The sequence below is a fragment of the Rhodohalobacter sp. genome (assembly GCF_034521535.1).
Lineage (GTDB): Bacteria > Bacteroidota > Rhodothermia > Balneolales > Balneolaceae > Rhodohalobacter.
Map to the genome: position 1 here is coordinate 44,201 of NZ_JAXHMF010000005.1, position 13,419 is coordinate 57,619.

The following is a 13,419-nucleotide window of genomic DNA, read 5'->3' on the forward strand; positions in this document are numbered from 1 at the left end:
GAGATGCCGGCTGATAATCCTTCAAATTAAATCTGTCAACTGCTTACGATATCACTGTCAATAAGGGTGTAAAATCCTTAAACTTGATCATGCATTGGATTCGGAGCACACTCACCATTTTAAAAAAAGATCTGCAGATTGAACTGCGTACGCGCTTTGCCTTCAATATGGTATTGGCATTTGTAGCTGCTGCTATGCTTTTGGTGCTTTTTACCCTGCGTGCCGACCAGCTTGAACCCGGCCCAAAGTCCGGATTGGTATGGATCATCATTCTTTTTGCTGCTCTTTCTGCCTTAAGCCGAAGTTTTATATCTGAAACCGACAAACACACCTTCGACCTTCTACGCATCTATGCCAACGGAACTTCAGTATACTCCGGAAAATTACTCTATAACTTCCTGTTTACCCTTTTGATAAACGTGGCCACTTTTGGTGCATACATCTTTTTAATGGGCTTACAAATCCATTCCTGGACGGCATTTTTAAGTATGCTTTTTATTGGCACGGCAGGACTTTCGGGTGTTGCCACCATGACTGCAGCGGTAGTTTCGCAGGCCGACCGAAAAGGTGCCATTTTTTCGGTATTAAGCATTCCGCTCTTTATGCCATTAATATTACTTTTAGCAGATGTAAGCAAAACTGCTTTTATAAGTGGCGGCGATGCTTCATTAAATAATATAACCGCTCTGATCGGTTTTGCCGGAGTGACAATAACCGCCGGAATTTTACTTTTTGATTATATCTGGGAGGAATAAGAAAACGTGGACATCAAATTTGGAAATCGTAGAATTATAGGGCAAGCACGTGCTAAGGAGCAGGTGGAACGCATTTTGGCCTCTGAACGAATCAAGTCATGCCTATTTACTTTCCAGGTCCTGCCGGAGTTGGTAAAACGGCTTTTGCCTTGGCATTGGCAGAAGCCATCAACGGCATTGATCACCTTTCGGATATGGGGGAATATAAATCCTCAAAAAAATCATCCTGGTTCACTCATCCCGATATACATGTTTTTATTCCAATGCCAACATCCGCCAAAATTGAGGAGCTTCGGAATCGGCTGGAGTTGCTTTCAAAAGATCCTTATGAGATCATCGGGTTTTCACAGCGGCCTTCTCTGGATGATGATTCTTCCAAAAACCTGCAAGCCTTTTACCCAATCGACTATTTTCGGAATGATATCCGTCCGGTAACCAAGTTAAAGCCCAATGAAGGAAACCGGGTAGTCGTAATTCTAACCCAGGTTGAAACCATGCGGAAAGAAGCGGCCAACACCTTTCTGAAATTACTGGAGGAACCATCCGACCGGCTGATGTTTATCCTCACCACAGAAAGCTATGAGAGCCTGCTCCCTACCATCACTTCCCGATGTCAGCATATTCCACTGGGCGCCTTACGAGACAAAGAAGTAGAACAAGGCCTGATAGAAGTGGATGGATTTACAGCCCGATGACGCGGCCTACCTTGCCCGGGTTGCCAACGGGAATTATGCCATGACCCGCTTCTTTGATGTCAGCAAGCTCAAAGAGAATCGGGAATCGGTTGTAGAATACATGCGGATGGCTTTTAGTCAGGATGCCGCTAAACTTTCGAAGCATAGTACAGGATTGGCAAAGTTCGAATAATATTGAAGGACTTATCGCCATCACCAATTTGATTGAAATGTACATCCGGGATCTAATGGTGTATCGGGAAACACAGAATAAAACATTTATGACCAATATCGATCAGCTGGAATCGATACAAAAATTTGTGGGTGCTTTAGATGACGCCCGCCTCGAGGAAATGATTGATCACCTGGACAGCTACCGCCCTGCTTTACAACAGAATGTTAACCCGAAGCTCATTTTTATTGTCCTTGCGCTTCGCTTTTCAAACCTGATGCGCGGCCTTGATCCCTACATTTCTGAAGATAATACCTGGAACCACATACCCGCATATACTGAATTATGAGCGAACTGAAATTTCATAAAATGGAAGGAGCCGGTAACGATTTTGTAGTGATCGATAACCGCAATTATGGCTTCTCGCTGAAAAATATCATCTGAGATCACTCCAAAAGCTCTGTGATCGTAAATTTGGCATTGGCGGCGATGGCGTTCTTGTGCTTCAACCCGCACAGCGCACCGATATTGATTATACCATGATCTACCGCAATGCCGATGGCAGCGATGCCGGTATGTGTGGAAATGGAGCCCGTTGCCTGGTTCAATACGCGCACGAAATTGGGTTTCAATGCCACTCAAACCTTTAATGTACACGATAATATTTACGAGGCCGAGGTCCTCTCTGATGGCTCTGTAAGTATTCATTTTCCCGTTCACGTTCATCCCAAAAAAAGAACGCTGAACGAAATTGAGTTTATCCAGGCCGATGCGGCAACCGAACATCTGATCACCTTTTGCGGGAAGTGATCAGCTTGAGGATGAAAAAGAACTCGTTAAAACCGGAAAATCAATTCGGTATCACACAGAGGTGGATCCACCGGGAAGTAACGTGAATTTCGTTCACCCCGAGGGAGACCAAACTATTTCGCTGCAGACTTATGAGCGCGGGGTTGAAGATCTTACCCTGGCCTGTGGAACCGGTGCCCTGGCCGCAGCAATTGCAACACATTTTAACCAACAAAGCGGCCACAAACATGCTACCTTTACGGTTCGCGTAAAAGGAGGAACGCTGAAGGCTTCCTTTGATTTTAATGCAGATAACAACACCTATCATCAATTAATTTTAACCGGACCGGCCCATTTTGTTTTTGAAGGCATTTACAGCATCTAAATTATTTTCATACCTATTCCTGTTGATTCTTTTTGGAGGGTGTTCAGCTTCCGTATCCAACTCTTCTAATAATTATCAGACTTCCCAGAATTATATAAGCCGGTATCTTGTACCCAATCAGTTGCCTGCTCCGCAATCTATCAAAAGTGTGCAACTGTATCGCAGGGGGAGCGTTAATAATCCCCTATCATCCGGCTTGGGTCTTCCGAGAAACTGGTGCTTGCTTTTGATGAGCTCACTGACCTCTCCGGCCAATTTCGGATCACTTTTACTCATCACGACAAAGATTGGAACCCGAGCAATATTCCTCAGGATTGGTATTTGGAAAATATGCAGGAACTTATTGTAGGCGGGGAAAGTAAAAATGAACTTTCTGACCCGGATTACTTTCGCTATTCCACTTCCTTCCCAAATAACCAGCTGGATTTTCTGATCAGCGGAAACTATATGCTTCACGTCACTGATTTTAATTCCGGCACCCGTCTTTTTTCACTGCCCTTTTTTGTGACTGAGAGTGCCGGAGAAATGAGCTCCTGGGTTGAAACCAACTACAATGCCGGTGCTAGGTATGAAGCCCTTGACCGTCCATTCAGTGAGTTTGTGTATCCCGATTTTATTGAATTTCCGGAGTTTGATCTAAGTTTTAAATTTGCTCAAAATCGTTTTTGGGGTGATGCCAAAGAATCCGAAAACTATGATTTTTCAGAAGAAGACCGTGCCCAGTTTCACCTTTCGCAGGAAAATGCATTTTACGCCAACTTCGATTTCATCGGGTTGAACCTGAACTCCTTCACCCAAAATAATTCTCAGATCATAGAATGGAGACCTGATCTTCAACCTCCTCTTGCTGTTCTCAGAGAAGATGTACTCAACTTCACCGCCGACCCAAACACCGTATGGGGTTCCAGTTATGGAAATCCGAATTCATCATCGGACGCACGGTACGCAAACGTTCGTTTCAGGTTCGAAGATGGCGGGCAGTTCTCATCCAATCAGGGAGTCTATCTGGTAGGTGATTTTAATCAATGGCTGCTATCTGAGCAAAATAGACTGGAGTACAATGAATCTTCCGGATACTGGGAAACAACATCATTGATCAAGGAAGGCTCCTACACCTACAAATACGCGATCAAAAGTGGAGCTATCGGTATAGATGACCTCATACTCAGCGATACCATTACACGCCGGCAGCAGGAATATACCAGCTTTGTATACTATCAGGATCCGGATTACGAACACCATCGATTATTGCAGGCACAGTCATTTCGTTCATCAACCAATTGACCTGGGTTCAAGATAAGGTCTTTGAAATTGTCATCCTGTAGATGTCCAGGGCTAATTTTATATCGAACTGACCTTAATTTATAAATGGGCCGTAGGTCGGGCAGCTTGCCCGACGCGAATGAACAAGGATATCCGAAGGCATATATATCCGGACGTGTACGTCTACGCTATGTCGGACTCATGCTATTTTAGAAATCAATTCCTATAGAAAAATAATGGATCGGCGTGCTTCCGAAACCATCGCGCCCGTAAGGCCAGCCCACATCGTAACGGAAAGGAAGTCCCAGCAGAATAGTTCTGAACCCAAAGCCGGCACTCAGCAGACAGGTCCCCATCTAAATAGGAAACGGGGCTTCCAAGTTGTTGCGGGGTATTTGAGCCAACCGCTCTCACACGATCAGTTTCGCTTTGTTGAGCTAACCTAAAATCAAGGGAAGGTTCGTTGTTAATGCTATTCCCGTTTTCATCAATAACTTCATATTCCTGATTGTTGCTCTCAAAATTATAGTTGATCTCCTGTCCCCATGCCGTTCCAAAATCAACAAAGGCAGCACCTGTGATGTTGTAAAATGGCAAAATGGGAAGAGCGCCGGGTACCACCGCTGCAAACATTGGAAATCGGAATTCTGCATTGATCAAAGAAAAATTACTTCCGTAGAGACTGTTGTAAGCATACCCACGAACAGGAAGTGCCGGAACGGTGAAAAAGCTATCCGTCAGTCGATCAAACGAAAGACCGTTGTCGCTATATTGTTGGTTGATCCAGCCTAGCCTTCCTCCCATAAAATAAGTTTGCTTGTCAGGCCCAATTGAAACGGCACCTGAACCTCTGAAAGCAAGGGCATATTGATTTGAACCGAGACGATAATACTGTCGGAAATCACCCAAAACAGAAGCAAATGCCGGTGCATTATCTCCTATTCCCGGACTACCCGAAAATCCGATCGAATATCTGCGTCCCGATTGAGGGGTTATAAATCCTGGGATAGTTTTGTCATTCGTGAAAATGAGTTCAGGGGTACAGAAATATACTTCTCTGATTTTCGGATTGATTGCCAGCATTGGGATTTGAAAAAATAGTATTTACGCTGCTATAATCCCGCGTGATTCCAAGTGTGGTAAAACTAATATCAATTCTTTTGAATTTATTCAATGGATACTGTGCATTTACAGAACCACCAAAGGTCCTGAAACGAAGCAGATCCCCAAAGATAGTCTGGTATTTACGGGATGTATGAAAGTAGGAAACAAAAAAGTTCATACGATTCTTCAGATATCCATATTGGATGGAGTAATCACTGTTTCTTCAGATCGGTGACAAAATTGGTTCCCAGTGAAATACGATGGTCACCCAGCAAGTCGCTTATAATAAATTGCGTTTGAGCCGATGAGCCATATGTTGAAGCCACAAAAGTGGGATTGTAGGCAATGTCAGTAGAAAACTTAAGCCGGTAATCCTTGGGTTGATACCGCCCGTCTTCGGTTACATTATTTTCAGGATTAAAGCTCTCAAGATCTTCCAGATTCAGGGTCGTATCCTCGATCACTTCAGTGCTAAATACGTAATTCCGAAAGTCAATTTCTTCTGTTTCCTGTGAGGCCTGCTCTGTCGTGTCTTGTTCAACAGTCGTCTCTTCTGCGTCTGCCACTTCTGGTTCTTCCATGTCATCCAGTAAAGAAGAATCTGCCTCAACCGGTTTCAAACCCGCCGGCATACATTTCCTGTACTATTTTAGTTGCAGGAACTCGCTTGGTAATAGGTTCTGAAGCCCGCCGTTGGGCCCAATAATTTTTACTCAATGACTCATGTCTTCTTCCTGTTGAAAGGAGATCGAAGTACGAAAATATCTAAGATATCCTTCATTAATTGAGTTGAAAGCTAAGCGGGAGCCATCGGCACTTACCGACATTTGCGAAATACCTGTCTGTAAATTCGTTAACGGAGCAGCAGTACGCGTATTTAGGTCGAACTGGTACACATTCTGGATTCCATTTTCATCAGAAATATAAATGAGGCGACCATCACGCGTTGTTTTGGGTGAAGTTTCACTCCAGGGCGTATTCGTTAACCGTGTTGAGGTCCGGAATCAATATTCACCCGATAGATATCGGTTTGATACATCGACTCACTACTGAGCATTTCATAGCTAGTAACATTTCTGTGGAGGTTCACCCGCTCCCCTCTGTCTGAAGCAAAATAAATATGCTGAGAATTATCACCCCAGGTAGGTAAAATATCTGAGAAGAAATCACCGGTGATATTGGTCAGTTTCTGAGTCTCAAGGTTGTACACAAAAATATCCTGGTAAGGACCAATATTTCCGTCAAAAGCTATTTTCTTTCCATCCGGCGACCATGACACAGAGTTGATGGCATCGAGGCTGGGAAATTTAACTTTATTTACTTTCCCACTTTCATAATTAATGATCGCTGTATTATCCCGTCCCTTAGATTTTGTTGAAAGCGCGATCTTACTTCCATCCGGAGACCATGTTAAATTGGGATTCAGGATGTTGAGTTCTTCAAATTCAGGATTATCTTCTCCCCTGATCAACGTTTTTAATTTAGAACCATCAATAGCGCTGATCACCACCACATCAAAAAATCCACGCTTGTTGGTAATAAAAGCAATTTTATCACTTTGTGGGGAAATTGCGGGACTGGTGTTATAGGTTCCAAACTTACCTCGTTCCGTCAGCAATGTTGAGATCATGTCGGCCCGTTCACGTTCAGCCACTTCGGGATAATAGCGTTCCTGCAGTGCATCTTTCCACACCTTGTCCAGTTCTTCCAGGCTAAGCCCCAGCGACTGCCTCAACCCGGCCTCTACACTCCGTGTGGTTTTGATACGCTGTAAAATCTCTGCAATCTTTTGCCGTCCGTATTCTTCGACTATAAAATTCCATAAAGCCTGCCCACCACGGTATGCGTAGTACCCTCTTAAATTTTGAATGGGAGCTAGATAATTATTGATGACCGCATCCCGAATGTACATGTCGGTATTGGTATCCCAGCCGAGAGCGGTGTATTCAGCCAACCCTTCCTCAAACCAAAGTGGAAACACCAGCTGTATATTATTTCGAATAATGGAATTAATGGTTCCACCGTAAAACATATCATTAAATACGGCATGAACTAATTCGTGGTGAAGTGTTCTTCTGAAATCGGCATAATCTCCGGTAAAAGGGACCGTCATCCGGTTTTTCAGTTTATCGGTAACGCCGCCAATTCCCTCCGCATTTGTAGGTAGAGCCACTACATTGGTTTGGGAGAAATCGTTATGAGAATCGTATATAATAAGGGGAATACGATCTGAGATCTTCATGGTTGAAATCATTTTGGAAGCTGTGCATAAGCCGATTCTATACTTTTGGCAGCAAATCAGCCAGATCGTAATTTTTCTTACCATAGTAATACACATCAAAGTGCGTGGTCTGTAGATATCGCCATCTCAAAATCTTCGTACTGCACCCTGTTCTTCCCAAATGAATAATATTGGGCTGTTGCGGTACTAAGTACCGAGGTGAACAAGAAAACTAAGATTGCCGGTATCCAAAATAATTTGCTCTTCATAGCTTTGAAATTAATAATATTAGGCCAAAGCAAGATCAATTTGTCGTTTCTGAAGATCGGTGCTTTTAACCCGCACTTTAATCTCATCACCAAGTTGAAATTGCTTACCGCTTTTGCGGCCTACCAAGGCATGGCGTTTTTCATTATAAACAAAATAATCAGCTTTTAGATCACTCATTCTGATCATTCCTTCACAATAAATGTCATTTGAGGGTAACAAAAATTCCCCGTTCCATAACTCCGCTTATAGTTCCCGTAAAAGTTTCGCCGTGTTTTTTACTCAAAAACTCGACTTGTTTCAATTTCACGGAATCACGTTCGGCATCAACAGCTACACGTTCGCGCTCACTGCAGTGTTCTCCATCCTGCTTTAAGCTGATCATGAGTATACACTTTAGCTCCGGAATTATATCCTTTCAGCAACCGGTGAACGATCACATCAGGGTATACGGCGAATCGGGACTCGTAAAGTGGGCATAATGTCCAAATCCAAGTCCAAAGTGACCAATGTTATCGGGCGAATATTCTGCCTTGGCCATTGCCCGCAACATCAACCCGTTAACGATATACTCGAGGTTAGTATTTTCCACTTTCTTCAACAGGTTGTTAATTTTTTTCGGAGAGATGTCTATTGCCCACATCAAACTTAATTCCTATGGGTTTAACCTGCTCAGCAATGGCGGAAAGTTTTTCGGTATCGGGCTTGTCATGCACGCGATAAAAGAAAGGATATAAATCTTTAGAGCGTTTTTTATCAGAAGCTTTTCGCATTTCTTCCACATGGGTGGCAACGGTTTTATTGGCCATCAGCATGCACTCTTCAACAAGGCGGTGTGCAAAAATTCGTTTTTTCAGGATCACTTTAAGAGGTGTTCCATCCTTATCAAGCACAAACTTTGGATCCGGAGTATCAAAGTCGATAGCTCCTTCGCGGAATCTTCTATCCAACAGCACGCGTGCTAGTTTTGTAACTGTATTGATCTCTTTGCTGAACTTATGATCCTTGCCGTCAATCACGGCCTGCGCTTGTTCATAAGTAAACCGCTGTTTGGAGTGAATTACTGTTTCCTCTACTGAGTAATCTACCAATTTACCATTTGGGGCAATTTCCATAAAACAGCTGTACGTCAGCTTATCTTCATGGGACGCAAACTACACACTCCGTTACTCAACACTTCCGGCAGCATCGGAATTACCCGATCTACTAAATACACGCTGGTTCCCCGTGCATGGGCTTCTTCATCCAACACAGATTTTGGAGTCAGATAATGCGTCACATCTGCAATATGAACGCCCAGATAAAAGTTGCCGTTATCCAGCACTTCTATACTTAAAGCATCATCAAAATCCTTGGCATCATCAGGATCAATGGTAAAAATATTCTCGTCGCGCATATCACGGCGGCGTGAAATTTCTTCTTTGGGAACTTCCAGCGGAATCTGATCGGCATACTCTTCAACTTCAGGCGGAAATTCAGCTACCATATCGTTTTCAGCCAGAAATGGAAAGGATGTTGGCATCGTTTGAGCCGATTTTACCTAAAACAGAGGTGAATACGAGCTTCCGGGCAAGGCTTTGGGGTGAACCCGTTGTATCAGCTCAAAGATCGCTTTATCATCACTGGCGGTATTCGGTGTTCGCAGGAAGCACAAAAAAGTTGGTATATACCGATTTTGTGTCCGATGTCAATTACAAAGTTTTCTTTGCTGACTTTATTCAGCGTTCCCACATAAAAATCTTTACCTCGTTCTATGATGTCGATGATCTCGCCTTTTGGCTGACCACCTTTTTGGGATCCGGTGATCTTAACGCGAACTTTGTCAGCGTTCAGGGCAAGGCCAGATGCTCCGCGATGAGATCATTCACATCCTGATCGCGATCTTCAGTGATCGCGTGGCGTTACCGGTTCCGCGAGCTGAGACATCCAGTTTGCCTTCCACAATATTGGAGTTATTTGATGAATCGCTTCTTTTTGATTTTTTCGCCCTTCTCAAAAACACGTAATTATCTTTTCAGGACTGATTCTGTTTTGGTTGGAAAGTCGGCCTAAGGTTTTATCTAATTTCGCAACCTCTTTATCATTTTCAAGCCGCAGTACGCTTATCATTTGCTCTCGTGTTAACGTATGATCCGGGCTGTTTTTGATCGAAATGAGTCACCAGATCTTCAAATTTCTGTAGTCTGTCTTTTTTACTCATATAAATTACTTTAAGCAGGATTCGATCCTACCTGTTTTCTGTTATTTCTTCTTGATTCTGTTCTTCTTTGGCACCGAATAGCTTTCGGAATGGAGCAAACAATCGGTTGAAAAATTCATCCCAGGTATTAAAACTTACTTTAGCTTCCAGCCCCACCCCATTTATATTCCTGAGATTGTCTGACAGTTGCTCGGTGCTGCTTAAGGTACCAAAGGTAAGGTCTTGCCGGTGAAAGGCTGTGACTGCAAAAGTCCGGTTTATGCGATAGGTCGCACCAAGATCACCAATATTTGATTGTCTGCCGGTTATTTGTCCTTCCCTTCGTAAGATCAGCTTATCGTTGTATAATCTCAGGGCAACCCCGAGATCAACCTGATTATAGGTATTTAAATTAAAGTCCACGTCTAAACTACTCAAATCGCTGTTCAATAACGAATTTACCTGATTTGATAACAATGGGTTAATAACCTGGCTCGATAGCAGCGGATTCAACAACAGCTGCACTTCCTGATATGTTCTCACGTAAGCAAATCTAGTTTGTGCTCCCCCGATCGAAGACCGGAATAAAATCTCCCATTAACATAAAGTTTGTAGCTTGAATGAGTTTAAGATTTTCATCTCTGTTAATAGATGCGAGCTGCGTTGAAAGGGTTGAATTTTGTTGAGACTCAAACGTGTTGGGAAGCCTGAAAAAGAAATTATTTTCGATGCTTGTCAGCGTTCCGCCAATATTCAAAACAAGCTCAACAGGTACTCGCTGGGCATTTTCCGGATCCCTGGCTCCGGTACCACTTAGCGTGTTGATATCGGGACGGGCGCTATATACAGCATTTACATCCAGGCGGGCGTTGGCCGGATCTCCTTCCCAAATAATGGTTCCTCCGGATTCCAATTTCAAAACGGCGGGTAAAAATATCACCACTTACAAATTGGTAGCGTCCCCGCCTTCAATGTCAGAATCGCCCAAACATGGAAACTTGTTCATCCTCCAGCAAAATCTCGAAGTGGTCCTGTTCCCTGTGCTGTATACTATATCTCCGGTAACAGGATCAAAAATCATACGGACATTCATCGGGATTTTGTGCTGTCAAACTGAAGATCGAGCGTAAACCGTTCAGCAAATGAAAGCTTTTCTTCCTCCTCCCGTATTCAGGCCGAGCACTCCATCTCCGTTTTGCGAGGCAAATCTCCCCGGTGCTGTTTGATATCCCCGCATCATCAAAAGAGCTGACAAATCGTCTCGAAAAAACGGTTATCCTCATCAACAAATTCGGTTTCTTCCAGCAGTGGGATTGATATTTCAAAGAAATCCAGTCACAGCACCGGTTCCAGGAGTTGATGACACGGGCTCTAAGTTAGTTCCGGTAATGCTCACTGCTCCCGGTCCCATGTGCAGAGCCAAAGAAAGCTACGGTGGGGTCAAAGCCGCTCTGCAAAAACTGAAACTGATCCATATCAAGGTTGATGTTCAGTGGTATCTTCGGGGGCGAAATCATTTACATCAGGTAGAAGACCGCTTCCGAATAGCATTACCGCCCGATGGATCGATCAGGTAAATATCATGAAAAATAAAGCCGCGACTGCGGTTCCAGGTGAGATACGCCCTGGGCATCGTGATCAGGTTTCCAAGAACTTGGGCCGTATGAAAGCAGCATCTTCGTTCCCGATAGAAAAATTCACCTCATAATCGAAAACGTCATGGTTGCCCCAGATAGTACCTGTTCCTTCGGCCATTCCTGCTCCTTGAGAAAACACCTTGGACCCTATCAGCGGAAGTATCCATAAGTCGATATTGTCGAAATTTGCATCGAAAGCATATATGGAGTCTGCACGGGGGAAGTTACCCTCTTCTGGTGCCAGCACATAGCCTTCAATCTGAAAAAACTGTCCCCTGCGATCGCTATTTGCATAATACTGAGGATATTTTGCAGAATCGGTTGTCGATATAACCTTAGTATCAAACCGCCGGAGTTCGGGATTATAGGTGCTGCTGATGTTCAGATCACCGTATAGATTGTTATTAAGTTCTACCCTTTCGATCTCAACATTTCCATCTATAGTTGGGATGGTCGTTAACGTGGTAGTAGTAAACTTTCCGTTTAGCTGACCTGCAAAATCAAGCCGTATATCCAGAATTTCAGAGACCTTCCAGATCCAGACTTCTGATCTCGTAATTCACTGAATCTTCGGGCGAGCTGCTGAAAGTTCCATCTATTTGGACAAACTGGCTGTCGCTTTCAAACTGAAAATCTTTGAATGTAAGCCATTCATTCTTGTGATATCGAACGGTAGGTTCTCCCAGATTTTTCCATTGGTAAGCATCAGAGCTGAGATCAAAATCTTTGATATTGAATGCGAGCTGATCTTCTTCAATTGCACCATTCAGATCCAACAGAAAACTGGCTTCTTCAGCCAGCTGATCGGCTTGTATCTTCATATTAACTGATTGTTGATCCAGGTCTGCCATGAGTTGAAAATCTCGGGTATCAAATCCCCGATAATCAAGATGAGAAGCACCCATTTGTATCTGCATGCCGGAAAAATCTTTAAGTTGCTCCCCTATTCTAAATCGGCCTGTGGCTTGAATGTTTATTGAGTCAGCTTCAAACTCCTGTATCCTTGTTTCTGAATCTGTGAAAGAAGCGTTAAACAAAAGCCGCTGATTGTTCACATTTACCGTTGAGCTTAGTCTCTCCCGTCGATGCAAGTACCGGAAATTCAGTCAGATAGGTATTGAACAGTGCTAAGTTTTTGAGGTTTAGTGAAATATCAAAATCTTGGTTCATGCCCAAATCCAATCGATAACTCCTGACCGCAATAGTGGTATCCATCGCAAGTTCATCGCGATATCGCTCGTAAAAATATTTTTCTCCACTGCATCCCAAATCCATCAATGTAGAGGGGCAAAAGTTCCACTCACATTTGCATCAAAGGCAGTGGAAGTGAATCGGAGTTCTTTTTCATTCTCATTGATGGGGGTGAAATCAGCATAAAACTGATGACGGCCCAGCGTATCACTTTCAAATTCAGCTTGCAATACATCCACGCTAACCTGTCCAAATAAATCTTCAAGCTTGTTGCCCCTTACATTGAAATTGTACTCCAGGTCTACGGTAACGGGTTGAATTTGAGGGCGAAGAATCAGCTGGTCCAACTCAAGATTTGAGGCAGAGCCACGAAGCAGGTATTTCGGATTGTCTGATCTAAGGTCTATTTCACCCCGCGCGATGAGCTGAGCTTCGTCAACATTCAGCGTAAGGTCTGGCTGTATTAAGCCATTTTCCCAGCTTGCCAATAGTGCCAACTGATCGAATGCCCGGCCATCAAATAGACCTCCTCCAGAACGTAAAGTCAATCCTCCCTTACTCTCCTTTACTTTCAGGGAATTGGAGTATATTTCACCACTCAGTGTAATGCGGGTAGAAGAAATTCTGGAATCAGTCAGATCTCCTAAATTCAGTGAATCTGTTTTGAAATCGGCTTTAATCCCTACCTCATTTGCCATGTAAGCTCACCATCCAACTCTATCTCACCCCGTTCAAAATGGGATGCCGAAAACATGATCTTGGTTTCATCTAATGTTCCACTT

General features: G+C 43.6%; 18 protein-coding genes and 1 pseudogene. 7 read left to right on the top strand and 12 right to left on the bottom strand.

What is annotated here, in order from left to right:
- Window positions 1–89: 89 nt before the first annotated feature.
- The 7 genes from U5K35_RS06665 (at window position 90) to U5K35_RS06695 (ending at window position 4,059) form a co-directional block, all read left to right on the top strand.
- Entirely contained in the window at window positions 90–755 is a 666-nt protein-coding gene (locus tag U5K35_RS06665; RefSeq protein ID WP_322570690.1) for a heme exporter protein CcmB, read from the top strand.
- A gap of 98 nt (window positions 756–853) precedes the next feature.
- Window positions 854–1,450, top strand: a complete 597-nt coding sequence (locus U5K35_RS06670) for an AAA family ATPase (protein ID WP_322570691.1) — start codon at window positions 854–856, stop codon at window positions 1,448–1,450.
- Window positions 1,431–1,622: a hypothetical protein gene (locus U5K35_RS06675; RefSeq protein ID WP_322570692.1), complete on the top strand. Its 192-nt coding sequence runs from the start codon at window positions 1,431–1,433 to the stop codon at window positions 1,620–1,622. The genes U5K35_RS06670 and U5K35_RS06675 overlap by 20 nt, the downstream gene beginning before the upstream one ends.
- Window positions 1,573–1,950: a DNA polymerase III subunit delta' C-terminal domain-containing protein gene (locus U5K35_RS06680; RefSeq protein ID WP_322570693.1), complete on the top strand. Its 378-nt coding sequence runs from the start codon at window positions 1,573–1,575 to the stop codon at window positions 1,948–1,950. The genes U5K35_RS06675 and U5K35_RS06680 overlap by 50 nt, the downstream gene beginning before the upstream one ends.
- 151 nt (window positions 1,951–2,101) lie before the next feature.
- Entirely contained in the window at window positions 2,102–2,251 is a 150-nt protein-coding gene (locus U5K35_RS06685; RefSeq protein WP_322570694.1) for a hypothetical protein, read from the top strand.
- A 221-nt stretch (window positions 2,252–2,472) separates the two neighbouring features.
- On the top strand, window positions 2,473–2,775 hold the full coding sequence (locus tag U5K35_RS06690) for a hypothetical protein (protein ID WP_322570695.1): 303 nt from the start codon (window positions 2,473–2,475) through the stop codon (window positions 2,773–2,775).
- Between the two features lie 189 nt (window positions 2,776–2,964).
- The gene (locus U5K35_RS06695; RefSeq protein WP_322571745.1) at window positions 2,965–4,059 is read left to right on the top strand and encodes a type IX secretion system plug protein domain-containing protein; all 1,095 of its coding nucleotides are present in this window, start codon (window positions 2,965–2,967) and stop codon (window positions 4,057–4,059) included.
- A 195-nt stretch (window positions 4,060–4,254) separates the two neighbouring features.
- On the opposite strand, the gene U5K35_RS06700 is transcribed toward U5K35_RS06695, so the two are convergent.
- The 12 genes and pseudogenes from U5K35_RS06700 to U5K35_RS06760 form a co-directional block, all read right to left on the bottom strand.
- The gene (locus U5K35_RS06700) at window positions 4,255–5,121 is read right to left on the bottom strand and encodes a BamA/TamA family outer membrane protein (RefSeq protein WP_322570696.1); all 867 of its coding nucleotides are present in this window, start codon (window positions 5,119–5,121) and stop codon (window positions 4,255–4,257) included.
- A 233-nt stretch (window positions 5,122–5,354) separates the two neighbouring features.
- A complete protein-coding gene (locus U5K35_RS06705; protein WP_322570697.1) occupies window positions 5,355–5,774 on the bottom strand; it encodes a hypothetical protein in 420 nt (139 codons plus the stop codon).
- A gap of 350 nt (window positions 5,775–6,124) precedes the next feature.
- Window positions 6,125–7,384 carry a peptidase MA family metallohydrolase gene (locus U5K35_RS06710; protein ID WP_322570698.1) on the bottom strand — a complete coding sequence of 420 codons (1,260 nt, stop codon included), beginning with the start codon at window positions 7,382–7,384 and terminating at the stop codon, window positions 6,125–6,127.
- Between the two features lie 267 nt (window positions 7,385–7,651).
- Window positions 7,652–7,810, bottom strand: a complete 159-nt coding sequence (locus tag U5K35_RS06715; protein ID WP_322570699.1) for a hypothetical protein — start codon at window positions 7,808–7,810, stop codon at window positions 7,652–7,654.
- 25 nt (window positions 7,811–7,835) lie between these two features.
- Window positions 7,836–8,015 (bottom strand): hypothetical protein, encoded by a 180-nt coding sequence (locus U5K35_RS06720; protein ID WP_322570700.1) that lies wholly within the window; start codon window positions 8,013–8,015, stop codon window positions 7,836–7,838.
- A gap of 51 nt (window positions 8,016–8,066) precedes the next feature.
- Window positions 8,067–8,222, bottom strand: a complete 156-nt coding sequence (locus U5K35_RS06725; protein WP_322570701.1) for an RNB domain-containing ribonuclease — start codon at window positions 8,220–8,222, stop codon at window positions 8,067–8,069.
- Window positions 8,223–8,238: 16 nt separating this feature from the next.
- Window positions 8,239–9,152: pseudogene (locus U5K35_RS19575) on the bottom strand (RNB domain-containing ribonuclease).
- Window positions 9,153–9,857: 705 nt separating this feature from the next.
- Entirely contained in the window at window positions 9,858–10,352 is a 495-nt protein-coding gene (locus tag U5K35_RS06740; protein WP_322570704.1) for a hypothetical protein, read from the bottom strand.
- 10 nt (window positions 10,353–10,362) lie between these two features.
- Window positions 10,363–10,749 (bottom strand): translocation/assembly module TamB domain-containing protein, encoded by a 387-nt coding sequence (locus tag U5K35_RS06745; protein WP_322570705.1) that lies wholly within the window; start codon window positions 10,747–10,749, stop codon window positions 10,363–10,365.
- 1,218 nt (window positions 10,750–11,967) lie between these two features.
- Window positions 11,968–12,483 carry a hypothetical protein gene (locus tag U5K35_RS06750; protein WP_322570706.1) on the bottom strand — a complete coding sequence of 172 codons (516 nt, stop codon included), beginning with the start codon at window positions 12,481–12,483 and terminating at the stop codon, window positions 11,968–11,970.
- Window positions 12,476–12,724, bottom strand: a complete 249-nt coding sequence (locus tag U5K35_RS06755; protein ID WP_322570707.1) for a hypothetical protein — start codon at window positions 12,722–12,724, stop codon at window positions 12,476–12,478. Before U5K35_RS06755 ends, U5K35_RS06750 begins: the two co-directional genes overlap by 8 nt.
- Window positions 12,721–13,335: a hypothetical protein gene (locus tag U5K35_RS06760; RefSeq protein ID WP_322570708.1), complete on the bottom strand. Its 615-nt coding sequence runs from the start codon at window positions 13,333–13,335 to the stop codon at window positions 12,721–12,723. Before U5K35_RS06760 ends, U5K35_RS06755 begins: the two co-directional genes overlap by 4 nt.
- Window positions 13,336–13,419: the final 84 nt, after the last annotated feature.